This is a genomic window from Pseudoalteromonas sp. MB47 (assembly GCF_011319765.1).
Classification (GTDB): Bacteria; Pseudomonadota; Gammaproteobacteria; order Enterobacterales; family Alteromonadaceae; genus Pseudoalteromonas; species Pseudoalteromonas simplex.
Genome location: NZ_VFBD01000008.1, coordinates 43685 through 64491, shown reverse-complemented (window position 1 = coordinate 64491; position 20807 = coordinate 43685). Strand labels below are relative to the sequence as shown.

Sequence of the window (20807 nt, the reverse complement as noted above, 5' to 3'; positions counted from 1 at the left end):
CAATAAAAAACCGAGCAACTAGCTCGGTTTTTTGTATCTAAGCGAAGGTTATTGCTTGTCTTGTAAGCGACGAGCTTTGAAATCAGACTCGGCTTTCCACTTAGGCCAATCGCCGTTATCAGCAAGTTTGGCGGCAATATCAACAATCAGTTCAATATCTTGCTTAACACCGCCCAAAGACCAATCTGCTGAATAGTCGTCAGCTTCTTTATGATATTTGTGCGCGATATAATCAGGATCTGTATCACCTAAACTCATAAATAGTAAGCTAGGAACCCCTTGTTTAGCCAGCGAGAAGTGATCAGAGCGGAAGAACAAACCATTTTGAGGACGCGGGTCCATTTTTACATGACGACCTTGTGCTTTCGCTGCATCTGCAAGGTAGTCTTCCATTTCAGACATGCCTTTACCGTATTGTAATATGTAGTCAACGCCGTCTAGCACGTTCATACCATCAATATTAAGCAGCGCGACCATTTGCTTGGTTGGTACAATCTCGCCAGTTGCGAATTGCTCTGAGCCTATAAGCCCTGTTTCTTCAGCCGTAAAGTTGGCAAAGATAATAGAGCGTTTAAATGGTTTTTTCTTATGCATTTCAGTAAGGATACGGGCTATTTCAACCGTTGCTGCGCTACCTGATGCGTTATCAACAGCACCATTGTAGATTTTCACACCGTCATCAGTTTGCTTGGTGCCAAAGTGGTCCCAGTGCGCACCAATTACAATGTACTCATCAGGAGTTTCGCTACCTTTAAGCGTTGCAACAACATTATGCGATTGCGCTTTAGAGATATCACTTTTCAGTGTCAGCGCTGCTTTCGCTTTTAAGTCGACAGGTTTAAAGTCAGCTTTTAGTGCGTTGGCTTTTTCAGTTTGATAATCAAGGCCTGCTTGAGCAAAAATTTCATTTGCCGCTTGCTCATCAATCCAACCCATTACAGGGATGTCAGAAGCATTCTTATCTTGGTCGATTAAGGTATATTTGCTACCCGTGTTCGAGCTTTCTACAACGCTCCAAGGGTAAGCTGCAGGAGCAGTTTCGTGAACGATAAATACTGCTTTTGCACCTTGGCGAGCACCTTCTTCATATTTGTAAGTCCAACGACCGTAGTAGGTCATAGCATTACCGGTGAAAAGCGTGTCGTCTTGCGTGGCAAAACCAGGATCATTAACAAGCACGATAATTGTTTTGTCTTTTACATCAATATCTGCAAAGTCATCCCAATTATATTCAGGTGCATTAATACCATAGCCAACAAACACAACATCAGAGCCATCAATGTTGATCTCAGGGTTAATTTGTTGGGTACGGGCGGTAAAATCACTGCCAGCATTAAAGCTTAAATCACCCACTTGTAAGGTCATGTTTTGATCTGGAGTGAGTTTTGCCATAGTAACTGGCTGTAAAAACTCGCCATTAAAACTACCGCTTAAGCCGAGTTTTTTATATTTATCGGCTAAATAGTTAATAGTTAGCGTTTCTCCTTCAGTTAAAGGGCCACGGCCTAAGAATTCATCAGAGGCGAGGGTTTTAATATGTGAGCGTACATTGGCAATGTTTACGGCTGCATTGCTTTCAGCGTTTGGTTTATCAGTGCTTGTTGTTGGTTGCTCAGAGCAGCCAAATAAACCAATTGCAAGTGCCAAGCTTGCATACTTAAGGTGAGTTGTCATAGTTTTTCTGGTTGATTGCACAGGGTTTCACTATATGGGACGCGAAGGGGGGCTGTCCAGAAAGAGTCTACAAATAACTAATTATTCAGGATGAAAGGATAATAATGCACCTTTCATCCTGTCAATTTTACCACCACGCTTTTTCAATGGCGGTATCTTGAATTTTAAATACCTCACCAACTAACGGAGTACTCAGTGATACTTGCTCCTGCCCCGCTTTTTTAGCGACACGTTTAAGTGGGTCATACCAAGCATGAAAGGCCAGATCGAATGTTCCATTATGCACTGGCACCATCACATCACCTTGTAAATCGAGGTGAGCTTGTACTGATTGTTCTGGTGTCATGTGAATGTCAGCCCAATCTTTGTCGTAAGCACCGGTTTCAATAAAAGTGATATCAAACGGCCCATAGCGATTACCAATCTCTTTAAAGCCAGCAAAATAGCCAGAGTCACCGCTAAAATAAAAGCGCTTGTCATTTACTTTAATAGCCCAAGAGCCCCAAAGGGTTTTATTGCCGTCTGTTAAACCTCGGCCAGAGAAGTGCTGGGTTGGTGTAAATACAATTTGGCTATTTGCCATATTTTGCTCTTGCCACCAATCAAAACTATGGACTTTTTGTTCATCAACTCCCCATTTTTTCAGGTCGTTTTCGACTCCTAATGGCACATAAAAAGAATCTGTTTTATCAACAAGCTGTTTAATTGCTGCTTTATCTAAGTGATCATAATGGTTGTGTGAAATAAACACTTTAGCAATGTTTGGTAGCTCTTTAATGCTGATAGGTGTTGGCTGAAAACGCTTTGGCCCCATGAATGAAAAAGGCGAAGCGCGCTCTGAAAATACTGGATCAAATAGCCAGTATTCGCCATACACTTTCGCTAAAATAGAGGAGTGACCTAATTTTACAAAATGCACTGTGTCATTAGATAAACGCTCAAGCTGTGCATGAGAAACAGAATGCATAGGCAGTTCACCTGTTGGCTCTGCATCAATTTTCTTTTCTGTAATAAAGCGTTTGAAGATACCTAGCGTTTTCTTAAAGCTGGGTCTTTCTACCTCAGCAGTATTGTGGAACTTGCCATCAGATAACTGCGCAGAGTGGCTGTTATCACTCACGCCTTCAGCGGCTAATTGATTATTCATAATAAACACTCCTATCACGATGCATAGAGTGGCGATTGCGAGCCATTTTAGAAATTTCATATCGTCACCATAAGTAAACTACACGGTGTAGTTTTTCATGGTTTGCTATAAAAGTAAACTATCTAGTGCATTTTTTATTTTTGCGTTACACTAGTAACCCTTATCGGAGGGGTCCATGAAATTATCACAGAGAAAACGATTAGATATTTTGAATGCAGCTGAAACATTGTTTTTTCAGCAGGGCGTTGAGCATACAAGTATGGATCAGGTTGCAAGCTTAGCGGGTGCCTCAAAACGTACCGTCTACAATCACTTTGAAAATAAAGATGTGTTGTTTCAAGCAATTCTAGTGTTTATGTTTGAAAAAGTCCGCCAAGAGCAAGCGGTAGTATTTGATGCCGCTGTGCCAATTGCACAGCAGTTAACACGCATTGCTGAACAAGAAGTGGCACTTTTGACCTCTGAAGAGTTTTTAAAAGTAGCGAAAGTCGCTTTCATGCAGATGTTACAGCAGCCTGATTTAGCAAAATCATTAGCCAGTAATAACATGGGCTGTATGCAAGATCTGGTGGCGTTTTTAGAAGCAGGTGTGCAAGCACAGGTTTTAACGATTGATGATGTTGAGTTTGCAGCAAAACAGTTTGTGTATCAGTTAAAGTCGCTGATCTTCTATCCGTTGCTGTATGGCTTTGAGCGCCAAGAAGGCGACTCCGATAACAAAGTAATAAGCGAAACTGTAAAAATGTTCTTAGCGCGTTATGGGCGCTGATATTTTGGAACATAAAAAAGCCCGCTTAATGCGGGCTTTTAAATAGTTGTAAAAGTATTACTTCACTTCTTTACCAGCTGCTTGTTGGTCAGCATGGTAGCTTGAGCGAACAAATGGACCACAGGCCGCATGTGTAAAGCCAATTTCGTCTGCATAATCTTTTAAAGCATCAAACTCTGCTGGCGGCACATAGCGTTTAACCGGTAAGTGGTGCTTAGAAGGTTGTAGGTATTGACCTACTGTTAGCATATCAACGTTATGCTCGCGTAAGTCACGTAACACTTCTTCGATTTCGCTAATTTCTTCACCTAAACCTACCATCAAACCAGATTTAGTTTTCACTTCTGGATGTGCTTCTTTAAAGCGACGTAACAGCTCAAGTGACCATTTATAGTCAGCACCTGGACGCGCTAATTTGTATAAACGCGGTGCTGTTTCTAGGTTGTGGTTAAATACATCTGGCGGCGTCTCGATTAAGATATCAAGGGCTCTGTCCATACGACCACGGAAATCAGGTACTAGAATTTCAATCGTGATTTCTGGGTTATGCTTACGAATTTCACGAATACAGTCAGCAAAGTGCTGTGCACCACCATCACGTAAATCATCACGATCTACTGACGTGATTACAACATAGCTTAGCTTCATGTCTTTAATAGTCAGCGCTAGCTTTTCTGGTTCGGCTGCGTCTGGCTTTAATGGACGGCCATGGGCAACATCACAGAACGGACAACGACGAGTACAAATAGCACCTAAGATCATGAAAGTCGCAGTACCATGGTTGAAGCATTCAGATAGGTTAGGGCACGAAGCCTCTTCACACACTGAGTGTAAACCATGTTTACGCATCGCTTGTTTAATACCATCAATACGTTCAGTTGATTTTGGTAAGCGAATTTTTAGCCACTCTGGCTTACGCAACATTTCGTTTTTTTCAGTCGGTAAAACTTTAACTGGGATCAGTGCCATTTTTTCTGCATCACGCAGTTTTACGCCTGGTTCCATTTTGACTGGTTTATTCATTCGTTTTCAAACCCTTCAGTGTGCTTAACCACAGTAGCATTAAGCTTTTTAATCATGTGTTTTACAAGCCCTGCACCTGCTTGCTCGAGGTTTTGCGGACCGTTTAGATCGGTTGTTTGCACCATGTTCATGCCAGCATAGCCGCATGGATTAATACGTAAGAATGGACTTAGATCCATACTTACATTTAGTGCTAAACCGTGGAAAGAGCAACCGCGGCGAACGCGAAGGCCTAATGAGGCAACTTTGCTGTCGTTAACGTAAACACCGGGTGCGTCCGCTTTCGCGTAGGCATCAATGTCGTAGTCTTTTAACGTATCAATAATGCACTCTTCAAGCCAGGTTACTAGCTCCCTTACACCAATGTTTAAACGACGTAAGTTGAATAGCACATACATCATTTGTTGGCCTGGTCCGTGATAGGTCACTTGACCACCACGATCCACTTTGATCACTTCGATATCACCGGTATTTAATAAGTGCTCAGCTTTGCCTGCTTGGCCTTGCGTAAATACTGGCTCGTGCTCTACAAGCCAAATTTCATCTGCTGTATGCTCATCACGGGTGTCGGTAAAAGATTGCATTTTTTGCCAAATTGGCATGTAACGCTGACGACCTAATTGACGAACGATTAATTCTCTTTCGCTCACGACTTACTCCGTAATCGGCCTATAGCATGTGACGTACGTCATCGATGTTGCTGATCACGTTATAAATTTCTTCAATGTGCTCTTTACTTGTAACCGTTGCTACAAGCGTTACAGATTCGTAATTACCTTTGCTGCTTGGTTTTACCTTTGGCGCATAATCGCCAGGTGCAATTGGTTGCAGCTTTTCTAGGATCTGATCTGTTAGATTTACGTTAGCTAAGCCCATGATTTTAAATGTGAATGGGCAAGGGAAATCTAAATACTCGTCAAACTTAGTATTTTTTACAGGTTGAACCACGACGGTGACTCCTCAAACAGTGAGTGTGCTTAATAGAGGTGTTCTCTGCCATTTCTTGGCGTTAAGCAAACTTAGATTACGACGCACTCGACCCAGCGCGACTGATATGGGGCGCATTCTATCATTTTTCAGACAAAAAAAAACGCCTTGCGGTGCAAGGCGTTTATAAACTTTATGACCAGATTACTGAATTTGTAAACGTAGGTAATCGTAGATCTTGCTAAAGAAGCTGCCTTCTTCCACTTCTTCTAGTGTAACTAGTGGATATTGTGCAATTTCTTCACCTTCAAGCTGTAAGAATAGCGTGCCTACTTTAGTACCTTTAGCAAGCGGCGCTTCTAATGTTTTATCAAGCTCGAAGTTCGCTTTTAAGTTTTTACGCTGACCACGTGGAATAGTAATAGGTGTATCTTCTAAGATACCTAACGATACGTTTTCTTTGTTACCCATCCAAATACGTTGCTCAGCAAAGCTATCGCCTGCTTTATATGGCGTGATTGTTTCGAAAAAGCGGAAACCGTAGTTCAATAGTTTTTTGCTTTCAACTTTACGAGCACGTTCGCTTTCTGTGCCCATTACTACCGCGATTAAACGCATGTCATCTTTAGTTGCAGAAGTTACTAAGCTATAACCCGCTTCTGATGTATGGCCAGTTTTAATACCGTCAACGTTCATGCTTTCATCCCATAACAATGAGTTACGGTTGTATTGCTTGATGCCGTTAAAAGTGAATGATTTTTTCGCGTATACTTCGTACTCATCTGGTACATCGCGAATAAGTGCAGCACCTAAGGTTGCCATATCACGTGGTGTCGTGAAGTGTTCGTTAGTATCTAAACCATGGCTATTCACGAAATGACTGTTAGTCATGCCAAGCTTTTCAGCGTGGGCATTCATTAAATCAGCAAATGCGCTTTCACTACCAGCAATGTGTTCAGCCATTGCTACACAGGCATCGTTACCTGATTGAATAATAATACCGTGGTTAAGGTCATCAACACTGATCTGCTTACCGACTTCGATAAACATTTTTGATGATTCAGGAAAATTCTTTGCCCAGGCTTTTTCACTGACTGTAACCATATCAGTTGGTGCAATATTACCTGCTTTGATTTCAGTACCAATTACATAACTGGTCATCATTTTGGTTAAACTAGCCGGTGCTAATTTTGTATCTGCTTCGCCTTCGGCAATCACTTTACCTGTGGTGAAATCAACCAAGAAATAACCTTTCGCATTAACTTGAGGTGGGGCAGGGATAATTTGGGCTGTTGCAGAAAATACGCTAGCAGTGCAAACAAGGCCACAAACGCCACTTAAGATTTTATATTTTATAGATTTCATCGTACTCATTAATGGTTAAAGTTAAACATGTTGCGTTGACCTATTCTAAAGGTCTTACTCACTGTAAAGCAAGAACGCGTTCTGAAATTGGTTTTGTTTTAGCTTTTCTAAAACTGCTTGTGCTTCTGCGGCATCTTTTATTGGACCAAGACGTAACCGATAGATTCCATCTTTTTCAACAATGTTTGTTGGCACATGATATTGCTGACGAAGTTGAAACGCGAGGGCTTCAACATTAGCAAGAGTACTTCCCGCTGCAACCTGAATGTAGCTTAAACGAGGGGCAGAATTGGCAAGGGTAACAGCCTCAACCTTAACACGGGCTGTACCTTGTCGGTAATAACCTAATTTATAGGCCGCAGAATAAGATAAATCGATTATCCGGTCATCATGAAATGGGCCTCGGTCGTTTACACGAACAATTACTGATTTTCCGTTATCTAAATTTGTTACTCTGGCAAAGCTCGGTAGCGGCAGTGTTTTATGAGCTGCTGTCATCGCAAACATATCGTACACTTCGCCGTTTGAGGTGTGATAATTGTGAAACTTTCGACCATACCACGAAGCAATGCCTTCTTCAGAGTAGCCAGTTTCATCGAGCATCGGCGTGTAGCGTTTACCACGGACTTCGTAAGGGCGACTAGCGCTTGCACTTTTAACAACCGGGGTGACTATGGCATCTTGCATTTCAAGTTCGGTTGGTTTTCGAAGCGGGGCTGCATCATGCTCCATAGCATAACGGCCTTGCTGAGATGAAGAACTACATGCTGCTAGCAGCACAGAAAATAACGCTATAAGTAAGTAATTGACTCGCTGTGTCATTATTTTAAAAGCATCCTTTTATCGGTGGCGATAGACATGATAATGCCAAATCCGGCCATCAAGGTCACCATTGAGGTGCCACCATAACTTATTAGAGGTAACGGAACACCTACTACAGGCAGTAAGCCCGAAACCATGCCAATATTTACAAATACATAAACAAAGAAGGTCAGTGTTAATGCGCCGGCAAGCAACTTACCAAACGCATCTTGTGCGTTTACCGCAATATATAAGCCACGACCAATAATAAACAAGTACATACAAAGTAATAAACAAACCCCGAACAGGCCAAACTCTTCGCTCAGTACAGAAAAAATAAAATCGGTATGACGCTCAGGTAAAAACTCTAATTGTGATTGGGTACCTTGCAGCCAGCCTTTACCCTCAATGCCGCCAGAACCTATTGCAATTTTCGATTGAATTATGTGGTAACCCGAGCCAAGCGGGTCGCTTTCAGGATCTAAAAAGGTCAGTACCCGTTGTTTTTGATAATCAAGCATCACGTAATGCCAAAACGGCCATGCTGCCAAACCAACAGTAGCAGATAAAAAGCCAATAAGGCGCCAACTTAGTCCAGATAAAAACAATACAAATATCCCTGAACTGGCAATCAAAATAGAGGTACCTAAGTCGGGTTGCTCTTTAATTAAAATGGTTGGCACCATTACAATCGCAAAGCCAATAATTAAATGGATGATTCTTGGCGGTAAATGGTTACGCCCGATATACCATGCAACCATCATTGGCACGGCTATTTTCATTAGCTCTGACGGCTGGAAGCGGGTAACACCTAAGTCAAGCCAGCGCTGTGCACCTTTTGAACTAACCCCAAATAACAACACCCCAACCAGCATTAAAAGCCCCACGCAGTAGAGCGGAATAACCATACTCTTTAATGTGTTAGGTGAAAACTGCGCGAGTATAAACATACCTAAGATAGCGCCAAACATACGTGTTGCGTGGCGTATCATCATTGCAGAGTCTTGGCCGCTGGCACTGTATACAATAGCAAGGCTGGCTACCATCATCGTCATAAGGGCGATAAGAAGTGGTAAATCGAGGTGTAGGCGCTGCCAAATTGAGCGTTTTTTATTTAAAGGGATCATGGCGCGTCACTTTGGGCTATTTGAATCGGGTTCGCTGAGAAGTAGTAATCCATTAATTGACGCGCAATAGGCGCACCAACTGTACTACCACCACCGGTGTTTTCAACCACCACAGAGACCACAATTTGTGGATCGTTATAGGGTGCAAAACCAACATAGATAGCGTTATCACGTTGGCGCTCTTTAAGTGATTTTGCGTCGTAACGCTCACCTTGAGCAATACTCACAACCTGAGCAGTACCTGTTTTACCTGCTGGGTCATAATTCGCCCCTTTAAATGCTTTATGAGCAGTACCTGTGACTTTATGTACGGTGTTGTGCATCGCATCTAGCGCAATTTGCCAATGATGAGGATTTTTTAATACTACAGGTGGCTTTTCATCATTATTAATTTGCGTTACTTCGTTTTCTTTTTTAGCGACTTGTACAAGGTGCGGAGGATGATCGAGTCCACGGTTCACTAAGATGTTGGTTGCATTAGCTATTTGCATCGGTGTTGCGGTCCAATAACCTTGGCCGATACCTACAGAAATGGTGTCGCCGCGCCACCATGATTCTCTAAAGCGGGCTTCTTTCCATTCTCGCGATGGCATAATGGCAGATGTTTCTTCATGAATATCGATTCCAGAGAGTTCGCCAAAGCCAAACTGCGTCATAAAGTCACTGATTTTGGTGATCCCTAAACGGTAAGCAACATCGTAAAAATAGGTATCGCATGACTCTTCAATAGCACGATAAACATCAACATGACCATGGCCCCAACGTTTCCAGTCTCGCCATTTATGCTCAACGTTAGGAATTTGGAAAAAGCCCGGATCCCAAATTTGTGTTTGCTCGGTTACCAGTCCTTCTTCAAGGGCAAGGATCGACATATGAGGTTTTACTGTAGAGGCAGGTGCATAACGCCCTTGCGTGGTCCGGTTAATTAGCGGTCGGTCTGGGTTTAACAACTTTTTGTAATCTGTGCTGCTGATACCATGGACAAATAAATTCGGGTCATAACTTGGGTTGGAGTAAAGTGCTAAAACGCCGCCATCTTTAGCATCAAGCACTACAATGGCACCACGCATATCTTTTAAGGCATGTTGAGCAATTTGTTGCAGGCCAATATCCAAAGTAAGTACTAAGTCGTGACCAGGCTCAGGTGGCGTGAGGCTTAAAGTGCGGATAACTCGGCCACGGTTATTCACTTCAACGCGCTGCGAACCAACCACACCATGAAGAAGTTCTTCGTAATACTTTTCGATACCCAGCTTACCAATGTCGTGGGTTGCACGGTAGTTAGTTGCTTGGTCTTCTGCTTCCAGTTTGGTGAGTTCTTTTTTGTTGAGTTTGGCAACATAACCTAGGGCATGGGTAAGGGTATCACCATAAGGGTAATAGCGAGCTAAACGCGCTTCGATACTAAAGCCAGGAAACTTATGCTGATTAACCGAGAACTTTGCAACTTCGGTTTCGTCTAAACGGGCTTTTAATACTTGGCTTTTAAAGCGGCGATTGTGCTTAATGTCATCTAGAAAGTCAGCTTTTTGTTGCTCAGTTATTTTAATAACTTTTTCAACTTCGCTCAGTGCCTCTTCAAGGTTATCAACTTCCTCGGGTATTACTTCTAAATTATAAACTGGCTTGTTTTCAGCCAGTAATACGCCATTTCTGTCGTAAATAAGCCCACGGTTAGGGGCTATTGGAATAACTTTGATGCGGTTATCGTTCGAACGTGTTTGATAATCTTGATGTTCGATAACTTGGATGTTGTATAGGTTAGATAACAACACACCAATTAACAGTGTAACAAACACAAAACCCACAAATGCTCGGCGAGCAAACAAGTTTGCTTCAGCCGAGTGGTCTCGAATCGTGGGTCTGTGTTTTCGCATTGGCTTTACTACTCGCGATGATAAGGGTGGTTGTTATTCAAGCTCCAGCCTCGGTATAGGCTTTCTGCAACAATGATGCGCACTAGCGGGTGCGGTAGTGTCAGGTTTGATAATGACCACTTTTGCTCAGACGCTGCAATACACTCAGGTGCTAAGCCTTCTGGTCCACCAATCAATAAGCTAACATCGCGACCATCAAGCTGCCACTTTTCCATACTTTTTGCCAGCTGATGGGTATCCATTGGTTTACCGGTCACCTCTAGCGTTACAATGCGGTTACCTTTAGGGATCGCAGCTAGGGTCTTTTCGCCTTCAAGTTGTAAAATACGTTTGATATCCGCATTTTTACCACGTTTACCTGCGGGGATTTCAATTAGCTCAAGGGGCATATCACGCGGGAAGCGACGTTGATATTCTGTGAATCCGGTTTCAACCCATGCTGGCATTTTGGTGCCAACAGCAATCAATTGTATTTTCAAAATGGTTACCTATGTCCTTGCTAAGGGTTAGCCCCAAAGTTTCTCTAGATCATAGAAGTCGCGAGTTTGGTCTTGCATAACATGCACAACCACATCACCTAGGTCTACAAGCACCCATTCACCTTCGTTTTGGCCTTCGTAACCGAGAGGTTCTTCACCAGCATGGCGTGCTTCTTTAGCAACATGATCAGCAATAGATTGTACATGGCGTTTAGAGTTACCTGAGCACACTAACATGTAATCAGTAATGTCAGACTTACCACGAACATCAAGCTGTACCACATCACGGGCTTTCATATCGTCGACTTTATCAAGGGCAAATGCGAGTAGTTGTTTAGAATCCAAAGTGTTTTCTCAAAAATAAATAATCTTAATTTGTTATTTTATCACGCAGGCAGTATTTATTCATCTGTTTGGTAAAGATGATGCTGCGCAATATAGTGACTTACATTGGTAGGTAAAAGTTCCGCTATATCATTATTTAAATGCAGCTTTTTTCTTATTTCGCTTGAGGCGGCATTAACTTGTAAGCCATTTAAAAAGAATAACTTACCTGCAGGGGCTTGTTGTAGCTGGCTAAGTTGCTCTGTTACGGCATTCTCTTTATAAGCTGCAAGTTCACCAGATACTTGGCAGTGCTGCCCCGGACGCTGGTACACCACAATATGACAAAGTTTGACAATTTCTTGCCATTTAAACCATTTATCTAGGCTATTGAATGAGTCCATGCCGATTAAAAACATAATCGGCGCTGCTGGGTTTTCTGCACGAAGCTCTTCTAAACTCAGCAAAGAATAAGACGCACCTTCTCGGTTTAGTTCGCGGTAATCGATAGCAAAATGCGGATTGTCGTCAATCGCAAGTTTTAGCATGTTTATACGATGCTCATAACTTATTCCTGGCTTGGCTTTATGAGCAGGAATAGCACAAGGCATGAAGTAAAGGGTATCGAGTTGGCACTGCTGAACACACTGCTGGGCCATATTAATATGACCTAAGTGAATTGGATCAAAGGTGCCACCAAAAATAGCAATCATGAATTGTTACTCTTAGTCAAAGACCGGGTGGCAAGGTAAAGGTATCGCCACAGGTTGGCAAAATACTAAGCATATTTGCATTAATGCTTGGTAGGGGGCTACAAGGTTGCCTTGTTTATATGCGGCATCAAACTGAGCTAATTGTTTGGTAATTTGTTCGAGTACTTGGATGTTCAAGCGATTTAAGGCCTGTTGTACAACAGCTTGTTGGTTTTTCCAAATATTATACTTTTTGTATAAATCAGCCATATTGGCACCATTCAAGCGCCCGTGTTGCATAGCCAGTAAGTTAGCTGCTTCTTTATTGATGGCCCAAAAAATACTCATGGCTTCAGTGTTATCGGCAGCCAGTTTAGTCATTACTTTAACCGCTTGTTCGGCGTGGCCATTTAATAAAGCATCACTCAAATCAAAAATATCAAATTTTGACTGATTTAGTAGCCCTTGCATCACAGCTTGTTGGTCAATTAGCTCACTACCATAAAGCAAAGATAGCTTTTCTAACTCTTGATGACAGGCAAGTAAATTTCCTTCTGTGGCATCAATTAAGCTTTGTTTCGCGTTGTTATGAAGGTTTAAGTTTAAACGGTAGCATTGCTCATCTAACCAGCGGCTCAGGTGATTACCTGTTAATGGGTAACAAGGAACAAATAAGCCTTGCTTATCGAGGGCTTTAAACCAAGCACTGCGTTGAATATCTTGGCTGGCTTTGGCGCCTTTTAAAACCAAAATAGTATCGGGGTTAGCAAGCTCAACAAGCTGCTTAAAGATTTGGCTGCCTTGCGCACCAGGTTTTTGCTCGTTTAAATCAAACTCAATTAAGGTACGAGCGCTGAACAGTGACATACTTTGATATTGAGCAACAATTTCTTGCCAATCAAAACCCGGCATTAAGGTAAATTTGATTACCTCGTCAAAGCCTTGCTGTTTAGCTACTTGACGAATTTGCATGATGCACTGAGCAATTTGGTAAGGCTCTTCACCAAACACCATGTAAAAAGGCGCGAGGCCTTTTTTTAACTGGCTAGGAAGCTGGTTTGCATAACAACGCATTACAGTTGTGATAGCTCACGAACAATACGACGACTCGCTTGCTTACGAATTTCGCTTAATAGCAAATCAAGCTCTTTTGCTTTTGCAAGGGCATTGTCTGGGTCGTCTTGGTAGTTACGATACAATTCAAAGCTTTGATTAATCGCTTTTTGTCCAGGGCGCTTGAGGGTATAGCTTACGCTATAGGCAAGTTCATATTCAGCAACCTGACCATTATCAAATAATGACAAAATTTGACGCTCTAAGCGGTCTTTATGAATCTTTAACTCAGGGTGTTTACCAACTTGGTTAAGCTCAACTTTACTCGCAATCAGTTCTTTTTCGACTAATTCGAATAAGGCTGACTTTTCATCATCACCAACAAGGGTGAGTACTTTCAAGTCGTCAGGTAAGTTAGAGGCTTTCTTTAAGTGAAAGCCACAACTTGTCAGCAGTAAACAGACTAGCGCAAGGGCTAGTCCGTTTTTCAGTGCGTGAAGCGCTGCCATCTTAGTTAGCAACCACGTTAAGTAGTTTGCCAGGTACGTAAATTACTTTACGGATAGTCGCGCCTTCAGTGAACTTAGTCACGTTTTCTTCAGCAAATGCTAATGCTTCAACTTGCTCTTTGGTTGCATCTGCAGGCACTGTTAACTTAGCACGTAGCTTACCGTTAACTTGTACAATGATTAGCTTCTCATCTTCAACAAGTGCTGACTCATCAACTGTTGGCCATGCTGCATCTAAGATGTCGCCTTCTTTGCCAAGGTCTTGCCATAACTGGTGACACATGTGCGGTGTGATAGGTGCAAGCATGATAAGTAATGCTTCTAGTGCCTCGTTAGCAATTGCCACATCTTGTTTATCAGCAAGTGGAGCTTTAAGTAACTTGTTCGAAATTTCCATGATTGCAGCGATTGCAGTGTTGAATGTTTGACGACGCTCAACGTCATCAGTCACTTTTGCAATTGCTTTATGAAGTTCACGGCGAAGTACTTTTTGGTCGTTGTTTAATGCTGATTTATCAAGCGCTTGGTAGCCTACTGTTTCTACATCAACAGCGTATTTCCAAATACGTTTTAAGAAACGCATTGCACCTTCAACACCTGAATCAGACCATTCAAGAGTTTGCTCTGGTGGTGCTGTAAACATCATGAATAAACGAACTGTATCTGCACCGTACTGGGCGATAACTTGTTGTGGGTCGATACCGTTGTTTTTCGATTTCGACATTTTGCTCATGCCCGCAGAGAATACCGGCTCGCCATCTTCTTTGTGCCATGCTTTAACAACACGACCTTTGTCGTCTGTTTCAGTTTGTACGTCTGTTGGTGAAATCCAGATATCACCGCCTTTCTCATCTTTACGATAGAAAGTATCAGCTAGTACCATGCCTTGACATAATAAGCGCTCAAATGGCTCATCTGAGTTTACTAAACCAAAGTCACGTAATAGTTTGTGGAAGAAACGCGAGTAAAGTAAGTGCAAGATTGCATGCTCAATACCACCAATGTATTGGTTTACTGGTAACCAGTAATTGGCAGCACCTGGCTCGATCATGCCTTCGTCAAAACGTGGGCTACAGTAACGAGCGTAGTACCAAGACGATTCCATGAAGGTATCGAAGGTATCTGTTTCGTGGAATGCAGGCGCGCCATTTACTGTTGTTTTAGCCCACTCAGGATCAGCTTTGATTGGTGAAGTCACACCATTCATTACTACGTCTTCTGGTAAGCGAACCGGAAGCATGTCTTCTGTTGCTGCAAGCTCATCACCATTTTCGTCGCTAAGCATTGGGATTGGAGAGCCCCAGTAACGCTGACGGCTAACACCCCAGTCACGTAGACGGAAATTAACTTTACGCTCACCTACACCCAGCGCTTCTAGTTTGTCTGCAACGGCATTAAACGCTGCTTCAAATTCAAGGCCATCGAACTCACCCGAGTTAACTAACACGCCTTTTTCTGTGTAAGCTTGGTTGTCTAAATCAACCGTTTCTTCAGAACCTGCAGCTGGCGCGATAACTTGAGCAATCTCAAGGCCATACGCTGTTGCAAACTCGTAGTCACGTTGGTCGTGCGCAGGAACAGCCATAACAGCGCCTGAGCCGTAATCCATTAATACGAAGTTAGCGACCCAAATTGGTACTTGCTTACCTGTTAATGGATGAATAGCATAAAAGCCAGTTGCAATGCCTTTTTTGTCCATGGTTGCCATGTCTGCTTCAGCGATTTTCGTGTTTTTACACTCATCAACAAACATAGCTACAGCGTCGCTGTTTTTAGCGGCTTCTTGTGCAATTGGGTGACCGGCAGCAACCGCTACATACGTCACACCCATGAAGGTATCTGGGCGCGTTGTATAAACACTGAATGTATCTTCGTTATCTGCACGCTTAAATTCGATTTCTAAACCTTCAGAGCGACCAATCCAGTTGCGCTGCATGGTTTTAACTTGCTCAGGCCAGTGATCAAGTTTATCTAAATCGTCTAGTAGCTCTTGTGCGTAATCAGTGATTTTGATGAACCATTGTGGAATTTCTTTTTGCTCAACAATTGCACCTGAACGCCAACCACGACCATCAATAACTTGTTCGTTAGCAAGTACAGTTTGGTCAACTGGATCCCAGTTTACTGTTGACATCTTTTTGTATACTAAGCCTTTTTCGTAAAGCTTAGTGAAGAACCACTGTTCCCACTTGTAGTATTCTGGGTGACATGTTGCGATTTCACGATCCCAGTCGTAACCAAAGCCTAATTGCTTTAACTGGTCGCGCATGTAATCGATGTTTTCGTAAGTCCACTTAGCAGGGGCAGTGTTATTTTTGATTGCCGCATTTTCAGCAGGTAGACCAAACGCATCCCAACCCATAGGTTGCATTACGTTTTTGCCTTGCAAGCGTTGGAAGCGTGATACTACGTCACCAATGGTGTAGTTACGAACGTGACCCATGTGGAGTCGGCCGCTTGGGTATGGGAACATAGATAGACAGTAATACTTTTCTTTGCTCTCATCTTCAGTGACTTTAAATACTTGGTTTTCTTCCCAGTAGGCTTGTACTTTTGACTCAATGTCTTGCGGGTTATATTGCTCTTGCATCTACGATTCCAGACTTCTTGCAAATTAATAAAAAATTGTCGATAAGGATAACCCAAAATACATGCTAATCACAGCGGCAAATAGGCGCTTTTGTTAATTTTCCAAGGAAATATATTTTCAGGGCAGGTTAACCTATACTCAACTAGAATAACGGTTGATTTTTCATCATTTTTGAAGGAGTAAACGATGGCAGATTATAAATCTTGGTTGAGCGATTTAAGTGCATGGCTCAAAGACGTAAAAGATCATGAGCTAAAAGATGCAATGGAAAAATTTGTTGAATCAGAGCAGGCACTTAAAGACTTAGGGCAAGAAAAGCTCAATCAGTATCGTGACTATCTACAACGCGATATCGACCACATCAAAGAAAACGACAGTCACTATGATTCACTCGCATGGCTCGAGCTTAAAGAGTCGCTTTGGTACGAGTTATCGCACATTGAAGATAAAACTCAGCTCGAATGGCAGGCCTTAAACCAAGATTTTCAACACAATGGTGTTTATCAGGAAGGAGAATGGATAGCCATGGGCACATTAGTATGTAAAAATTGTCAGCATAGTTACGATGTTTACCATGCTACGCAAATTACTCCTTGTACTGAATGTGGCGGTATTTATTTTCGCCGTAAGGCATTACAACCTTAATCAGTGACGCAGGCTTGTGCTGGGCGTTACCTATAATGCCCAGTCAAGACTGGGAAATAAGAAGTTAGAATGACAAAAAAACTAATCCCTCTACCTATTTCTGCGTTAGCGCCTAAGATTGCCGCAAGTCATGTTGCGACTTGTATGCAAAACCCATATCCAGAAGCGTTGCCATTTATTGGTCAACAACGTGCACAAAGTGCCCTCGACTTTTCACTCGGAATGGAATTACCGGGTTACAATGTTTATGTGATGGGTGAAGCGGCTCATGGTCGTTACACCTTAGTAAAAGACAAACTCACAGCCCATTCAAAAGACCGCCCAACGCCTAATGAGTGGTTGTATGTTAACAACTATGATGACCACCGCGAGCCAATCGCGTTATTCATGCAAGCAGGTCAATCAAAGCAGTTAGCTGACGATATAGATTCATTTATCGACGAAGTACTCGATACATTCCCAGCAGCTTTTGATAACCCGGGTTATCAACGCAAGAAAAAATCAATCGACCGTGAGTTTACCGATACTTACGATGCGGCAATTACTGCTGTTGAAATTGCAGCTCTTGAGCAAAGTGTGGCACTGATTGAAGAAAATGGTGTTGTGGGATTTGCGCCTTTAGTGAATGGTAAACAATTGAGCGACAGTGAATTTTCAGCCCTTGATGAGCCATTGCGTATCGAATTTTATGAGGTTATCGAAAAGCTTGAAGATGCGTTAATCGAAGCATTAATTGAGCTTCCTCGTTGGAAACGAGAGTCATCTGAAAAACTGCGTAACCTTAAAAAATCAACTGCTGAGCTTGCCACTAAGCCACTCATTAAAGCCCTTGAACATAAATACGCGACGCACATCGGTGTGTTGCGTTATTTAAAAGATATTCGTGAAGAAATCATTGATGCGGTACTTGAATGGCTCGACGATGATGAAAACGACGAAAATAAAGAAGACTTTGACCGTAAAGGGATGCTCACAGACTTCTTTGCGCCAAATATTCTAGTCGAATACAAAGAGGACGATGCAGCCCCTGTGGTGTATGAGCCAAACCCGACCTTTGGCAATATTTTCGGCAAAATTGAATATGCGACCTCACAAGGCTCGCTTATCACCAGTTACCGTTCAATTCAGCCAGGTGCACTGCACCGTGCTAATGGTGGCTATTTGATTATGGATGCTGAAAAAGTCATGGCGAACCCACAAGTGTGGGATGGCCTTAAGCTTTCTCTAAAAACGCATCAAATCAAAAACGACTTACCTTATCAAGACAGCTCTGTGGGAAGTAGCTTTACGTTACGTCCGCAGCTTATTCCTCTTGATGTAAAAATAGTGCTGCTAGGCTCTCGCGACCTTTATTACACCATAGGTGAATATGACGAAGAGTTTGCAGAGCTATTCCGTGTCCTTGCTGACTTTGATTATTACTTACCAAGTAGCGATAAACTGCAATATCAGTTCATTACCAAGGTAACTGAATATTGTCAGCAAACACTTAATTGCACCGTAAATGAAGCTGCAATGGCAAGATTATTAAAGTTTAGTTATCGCCAAGCTGAGCACCATAACAAGCTCTCAGCTCGCTTTGCAGATGTATTAGAGTTAGTGGCAGAAGCCAGTTTTTATGCCAAACAAGATGGCCAAACCGTGATTGATGCTCATCACATAGATGAAGCCATTGTTGGTAAGCAATACCGCACAGGGCAAATTTCAGAAACTATGCTGAGTGATATCAAAGAAGGGCAAATTTTAATTGCAACCGAAGGTCACGCAGTGGGCAAAGTAAATGGCTTAACTGTGCTGCACATTGGCGATACCTCATTTGGTACACCTGCACGCATAACAGCCACTGTATACGCAGGTGCAGATGGCGTAATTGACGTTGAACGTGAAGCCGAGCTGGGTAAAGCCATTCACTCAAAAGGGGTGATGCTGTTAACCGGTTACTTAGGTAATAAGTATGCTCAGCAATTTAGCCTAACGCTCAGTGCCAATATCGCAATAGAGCAAAGCTATGGCTACATCGACGGTGATAGCGCCTCATTAGCAGAGCTGTGCGCGCTTATATCAGCCATTACGAACTTACCTATTAGCCAATCTATTGCACTGACAGGGTCAATTAACCAGCATGGTGATGTGCAATCAATTGGTGGCGTAAACGAGAAAATAGAAGGCTTCTTCAAACTTTGCAAAATGCGAGGCTTAACCGGTGAGCAAGGGGTGATTATTCCTAAATCAAACCAAGTTAATTTAGTGCTTGATGACGAAGTACTCGATGCCGTTGAAAAAGGGCGCTTTAATATTTATGCCGTTGAAACGGTTGATCAAGCTCTCAGCTTATTAATGGATAAAGACGCAGGTGAAATGACCGCAGAAGGTTACCCTGAAGGCTCTATTAACGCGCTAGCCTTAGCAAGGCTTGCCAATATTGCAGATATCGTAAATGGCGACAATGATGATGAGAAGGACGCAGAATGATTAATTTAATACTTTTACTGATCATTGGTATTTTTTGTTTTTTAATCTTTAAAAACAGCAAAAAGGCGAAGCTACAAGCCCTTGAAAATGAAAAACTCGCTGCGGACTTTTTAGCGAATAACAGTAAAGCCGATGATGTTCATGAAACCGCATCTGGGCTGCAATACAAAATTGAGCAAAGTTCAGGTAATGACACAAAGCCAAGTGCAACCAGTAAAGTAAAGGTTCACTATCACGGTACGCTTATGGATGGCAGTGTTTTTGACAGTTCAGTGGTAAGAAACTCACCAATTAGCTTTGGTCTAAACCAAGTCATTGCAGGCTGGACCGAAGGCTTACAACTCATGAGCGAAGGAGATAAATTTACCTTTTATATCCCGCCTCAGCTTGCTTACGGCCGTAAACGCGTCGGCAGCATTCCAGCAGGCTCGCTACTTATATTTGATGTAGAGCTGATAACTGTAGAATCTTAAAGAATATTTGTACTGCTTTTTTAGAGTTAACGTTCACAACTTGTTTTCAGTTCGGCTACTTGATATCGTTTAGTTCCTGATAATTACACAAAAAGGATTTAAAATGATTGTCCGGGTTTTAATTGTTTGCTCTTATTTTTTAGCATTTCCAATGACAGTGTTTGGAAGCGAAAAATTGGTTTTTTTCTTCGAAAATAGATATGGTGAGGAGATACAAGTTTCCGCATCTGAATCCTCTTCGGGCGAGATAAATTATACATTTATGATCTCTAACGACTTGGAGCCAATAGATGTATTTTATGATTATGTTGTTTCAACACTTTCGAAACAAAACTACATATATGTTCAAAGTGGTGCCCCTTGTTCTGGTTGTAATGTTGCACACTCCAAGAACTTGGCCCCTGATCCCGACTTCGATTTTAGCACTCACTCTGTACCTATGGTTAGAGAGTCAATGACTGCACGTTCTAGCTTAGCCAATAAGTTTATTGAAGGGGTGGTGAATGCAGCAGGTACCCGCACTGTTGATGAAGTCTATAATCTCGCAAAAAATCAGAAAAAGAGTGAAAGCCCCTTAAAGTTTATTGTTAATTCTAGAAATGGAATTGCAATGTCTCTCTGTGAAATAACTGCATCGGGTTGCGAAGATATGCCTGAAGTCGTTGTTTTGAGGTTAAACAACAATGTTTTGGTATTTGAAATTGAAAGGGGAAATGATTTAAATTATTGGGAAAGAACAGAAAAAATTAATAGTGCAATAGTTAATTACGCTAGAGCTAAAAAATACACATGTAGAGTGACTTTTACAGGTGATAAAGATGATCTAAAAAGCCAGATAACCTGTTTCCCTTCGTATTAGT

At 42.2% G+C, this 20807-nt stretch carries 20 protein-coding genes; 5 read left to right on the top strand and 15 right to left on the bottom strand.

Features of this window, described 5'->3' with window-relative positions; genetic code table 11:
* Nucleotides 1-48: 48 nt before the first annotated feature.
* Both IMPJCBKJ_RS04405 and IMPJCBKJ_RS04400 read right to left on the bottom strand, forming a co-directional pair.
* Complete coding sequence (locus IMPJCBKJ_RS04405) at nt 49-1674, bottom strand: M28 family metallopeptidase (protein ID WP_166339227.1); 1626 nt, start codon at nt 1672-1674, stop codon at nt 49-51.
* A 127-nt stretch (nt 1675-1801) separates the two neighbouring features.
* Nucleotides 1802-2821, bottom strand: coding sequence for an MBL fold metallo-hydrolase (locus tag IMPJCBKJ_RS04400; RefSeq protein ID WP_228482534.1), 1020 nt, complete (start codon nt 2819-2821; stop codon nt 1802-1804).
* Between the two features lie 175 nt (nt 2822-2996).
* On the opposite strand from IMPJCBKJ_RS04400, the gene IMPJCBKJ_RS04395 reads away from it, so the two are divergent.
* Complete coding sequence (locus IMPJCBKJ_RS04395) at nt 2997-3590, top strand: TetR/AcrR family transcriptional regulator (protein WP_062564346.1); 594 nt, start codon at nt 2997-2999, stop codon at nt 3588-3590.
* 57 nt (nt 3591-3647) lie between these two features.
* On the opposite strand, the gene lipA is transcribed toward IMPJCBKJ_RS04395, so the two are convergent.
* The 13 genes from lipA to leuS all read right to left on the bottom strand — a co-directional run bounded on the left by lipA (nt 3648) and on the right by leuS (nt 16357).
* A complete protein-coding gene (lipA, locus tag IMPJCBKJ_RS04390; RefSeq protein WP_138602638.1) occupies nt 3648-4613 on the bottom strand; it encodes a lipoyl synthase in 966 nt (321 codons plus the stop codon).
* The gene (gene lipB / locus IMPJCBKJ_RS04385; RefSeq protein ID WP_166338944.1) at nt 4610-5263 is read right to left on the bottom strand and encodes a lipoyl(octanoyl) transferase LipB; all 654 of its coding nucleotides are present in this window, start codon (nt 5261-5263) and stop codon (nt 4610-4612) included. The genes lipA and lipB overlap by 4 nt, the downstream gene beginning before the upstream one ends.
* A gap of 19 nt (nt 5264-5282) precedes the next feature.
* Nucleotides 5283-5561: a DUF493 family protein YbeD gene (gene ybeD / locus IMPJCBKJ_RS04380; RefSeq protein WP_054551674.1), complete on the bottom strand. Its 279-nt coding sequence runs from the start codon at nt 5559-5561 to the stop codon at nt 5283-5285.
* A gap of 183 nt (nt 5562-5744) precedes the next feature.
* The gene (locus IMPJCBKJ_RS04375; protein WP_054551673.1) at nt 5745-6905 is read right to left on the bottom strand and encodes a serine hydrolase; all 1161 of its coding nucleotides are present in this window, start codon (nt 6903-6905) and stop codon (nt 5745-5747) included.
* Between the two features lie 54 nt (nt 6906-6959).
* The gene (locus IMPJCBKJ_RS04370) at nt 6960-7727 is read right to left on the bottom strand and encodes a septal ring lytic transglycosylase RlpA family protein (RefSeq protein ID WP_063527804.1); all 768 of its coding nucleotides are present in this window, start codon (nt 7725-7727) and stop codon (nt 6960-6962) included.
* Nucleotides 7727-8833 carry a rod shape-determining protein RodA gene (rodA, locus tag IMPJCBKJ_RS04365; protein WP_054551671.1) on the bottom strand — a complete coding sequence of 369 codons (1107 nt, stop codon included), beginning with the start codon at nt 8831-8833 and terminating at the stop codon, nt 7727-7729. Before rodA ends, IMPJCBKJ_RS04370 begins: the two co-directional genes overlap by 1 nt.
* Nucleotides 8830-10710: a penicillin-binding protein 2 gene (mrdA, locus tag IMPJCBKJ_RS04360; RefSeq protein WP_138602636.1), complete on the bottom strand. Its 1881-nt coding sequence runs from the start codon at nt 10708-10710 to the stop codon at nt 8830-8832. The genes rodA and mrdA overlap by 4 nt, the downstream gene beginning before the upstream one ends.
* An 8-nt stretch (nt 10711-10718) precedes the next feature.
* A complete protein-coding gene (gene rlmH / locus IMPJCBKJ_RS04355; RefSeq protein ID WP_036967350.1) occupies nt 10719-11189 on the bottom strand; it encodes a 23S rRNA (pseudouridine(1915)-N(3))-methyltransferase RlmH in 471 nt (156 codons plus the stop codon).
* Between the two features lie 27 nt (nt 11190-11216).
* Nucleotides 11217-11534 carry a ribosome silencing factor gene (gene rsfS / locus IMPJCBKJ_RS04350; RefSeq protein WP_054551669.1) on the bottom strand — a complete coding sequence of 106 codons (318 nt, stop codon included), beginning with the start codon at nt 11532-11534 and terminating at the stop codon, nt 11217-11219.
* 56 nt (nt 11535-11590) lie between these two features.
* The gene (gene nadD / locus IMPJCBKJ_RS04345; RefSeq protein WP_166338943.1) at nt 11591-12226 is read right to left on the bottom strand and encodes a nicotinate-nucleotide adenylyltransferase; all 636 of its coding nucleotides are present in this window, start codon (nt 12224-12226) and stop codon (nt 11591-11593) included.
* A 12-nt stretch (nt 12227-12238) separates the two neighbouring features.
* Nucleotides 12239-13279 (bottom strand): DNA polymerase III subunit delta, encoded by a 1041-nt coding sequence (gene holA / locus IMPJCBKJ_RS04340; RefSeq protein ID WP_138602634.1) that lies wholly within the window; start codon nt 13277-13279, stop codon nt 12239-12241.
* Nucleotides 13279-13767, bottom strand: a complete 489-nt coding sequence (gene lptE, locus IMPJCBKJ_RS04335; RefSeq protein WP_138619639.1) for an LPS assembly lipoprotein LptE — start codon at nt 13765-13767, stop codon at nt 13279-13281. The genes holA and lptE overlap by 1 nt, the downstream gene beginning before the upstream one ends.
* Nucleotide 13768: 1 nt before the next feature.
* Entirely contained in the window at nt 13769-16357 is a 2589-nt protein-coding gene (gene leuS, locus IMPJCBKJ_RS04330) for a leucine--tRNA ligase (RefSeq protein ID WP_166338941.1), read from the bottom strand.
* A gap of 186 nt (nt 16358-16543) precedes the next feature.
* On the opposite strand from leuS, the gene IMPJCBKJ_RS04325 reads away from it, so the two are divergent.
* The 4 genes from IMPJCBKJ_RS04325 (at nt 16544) to IMPJCBKJ_RS04310 (ending at nt 20806) form a co-directional block, all read left to right on the top strand.
* Nucleotides 16544-17002, top strand: a complete 459-nt coding sequence (locus tag IMPJCBKJ_RS04325) for a zinc ribbon-containing protein (protein ID WP_054551664.1) — start codon at nt 16544-16546, stop codon at nt 17000-17002.
* 69 nt (nt 17003-17071) lie between these two features.
* Entirely contained in the window at nt 17072-19474 is a 2403-nt protein-coding gene (locus IMPJCBKJ_RS04320; protein ID WP_138602628.1) for an ATP-binding protein, read from the top strand.
* Nucleotides 19471-19947 (top strand): FKBP-type peptidyl-prolyl cis-trans isomerase, encoded by a 477-nt coding sequence (locus IMPJCBKJ_RS04315; protein ID WP_138602625.1) that lies wholly within the window; start codon nt 19471-19473, stop codon nt 19945-19947. Before IMPJCBKJ_RS04320 ends, IMPJCBKJ_RS04315 begins: the two co-directional genes overlap by 4 nt.
* A 103-nt stretch (nt 19948-20050) precedes the next feature.
* Entirely contained in the window at nt 20051-20806 is a 756-nt protein-coding gene (locus IMPJCBKJ_RS04310; protein WP_138602623.1) for a hypothetical protein, read from the top strand.
* Nucleotide 20807: the final 1 nt, after the last annotated feature.

Coding starts and splice junctions, on each gene's coding strand:
- rodA (WP_054551671.1), bottom strand. CDS start 8,833: ATGATCCCTTTAAATAAAAAACGCTCAATTTGGCAGCGCCTACACCTC.
- IMPJCBKJ_RS04325 (WP_054551664.1), top strand. CDS start 16,544: ATGGCAGATTATAAATCTTGGTTGAGCGATTTAAGTGCATGGCTCAAA.
- IMPJCBKJ_RS04405 (WP_166339227.1), bottom strand. CDS start 1,674: ATGACAACTCACCTTAAGTATGCAAGCTTGGCACTTGCAATTGGTTTA.
- nadD (WP_166338943.1), bottom strand. CDS start 12,226: ATGATTGCTATTTTTGGTGGCACCTTTGATCCAATTCACTTAGGTCAT.
- mrdA (WP_138602636.1), bottom strand. CDS start 10,710: ATGCGAAAACACAGACCCACGATTCGAGACCACTCGGCTGAAGCAAAC.
- IMPJCBKJ_RS04400 (WP_228482534.1), bottom strand. CDS start 2,821: ATGAATAATCAATTAGCCGCTGAAGGCGTGAGTGATAACAGCCACTCT.
- IMPJCBKJ_RS04375 (WP_054551673.1), bottom strand. CDS start 6,905: ATGAAATCTATAAAATATAAAATCTTAAGTGGCGTTTGTGGCCTTGTT.
- IMPJCBKJ_RS04370 (WP_063527804.1), bottom strand. CDS start 7,727: ATGACACAGCGAGTCAATTACTTACTTATAGCGTTATTTTCTGTGCTG.
- leuS (WP_166338941.1), bottom strand. CDS start 16,357: ATGCAAGAGCAATATAACCCGCAAGACATTGAGTCAAAAGTACAAGCC.
- IMPJCBKJ_RS04320 (WP_138602628.1), top strand. CDS start 17,072: ATGACAAAAAAACTAATCCCTCTACCTATTTCTGCGTTAGCGCCTAAG.
- IMPJCBKJ_RS04310 (WP_138602623.1), top strand. CDS start 20,051: ATGATTGTCCGGGTTTTAATTGTTTGCTCTTATTTTTTAGCATTTCCA.
- IMPJCBKJ_RS04395 (WP_062564346.1), top strand. CDS start 2,997: ATGAAATTATCACAGAGAAAACGATTAGATATTTTGAATGCAGCTGAA.
- holA (WP_138602634.1), bottom strand. CDS start 13,279: ATGCGTTGTTATGCAAACCAGCTTCCTAGCCAGTTAAAAAAAGGCCTC.
- IMPJCBKJ_RS04315 (WP_138602625.1), top strand. CDS start 19,471: ATGATTAATTTAATACTTTTACTGATCATTGGTATTTTTTGTTTTTTA.
- lptE (WP_138619639.1), bottom strand. CDS start 13,767: ATGGCAGCGCTTCACGCACTGAAAAACGGACTAGCCCTTGCGCTAGTC.
- lipA (WP_138602638.1), bottom strand. CDS start 4,613: ATGAATAAACCAGTCAAAATGGAACCAGGCGTAAAACTGCGTGATGCA.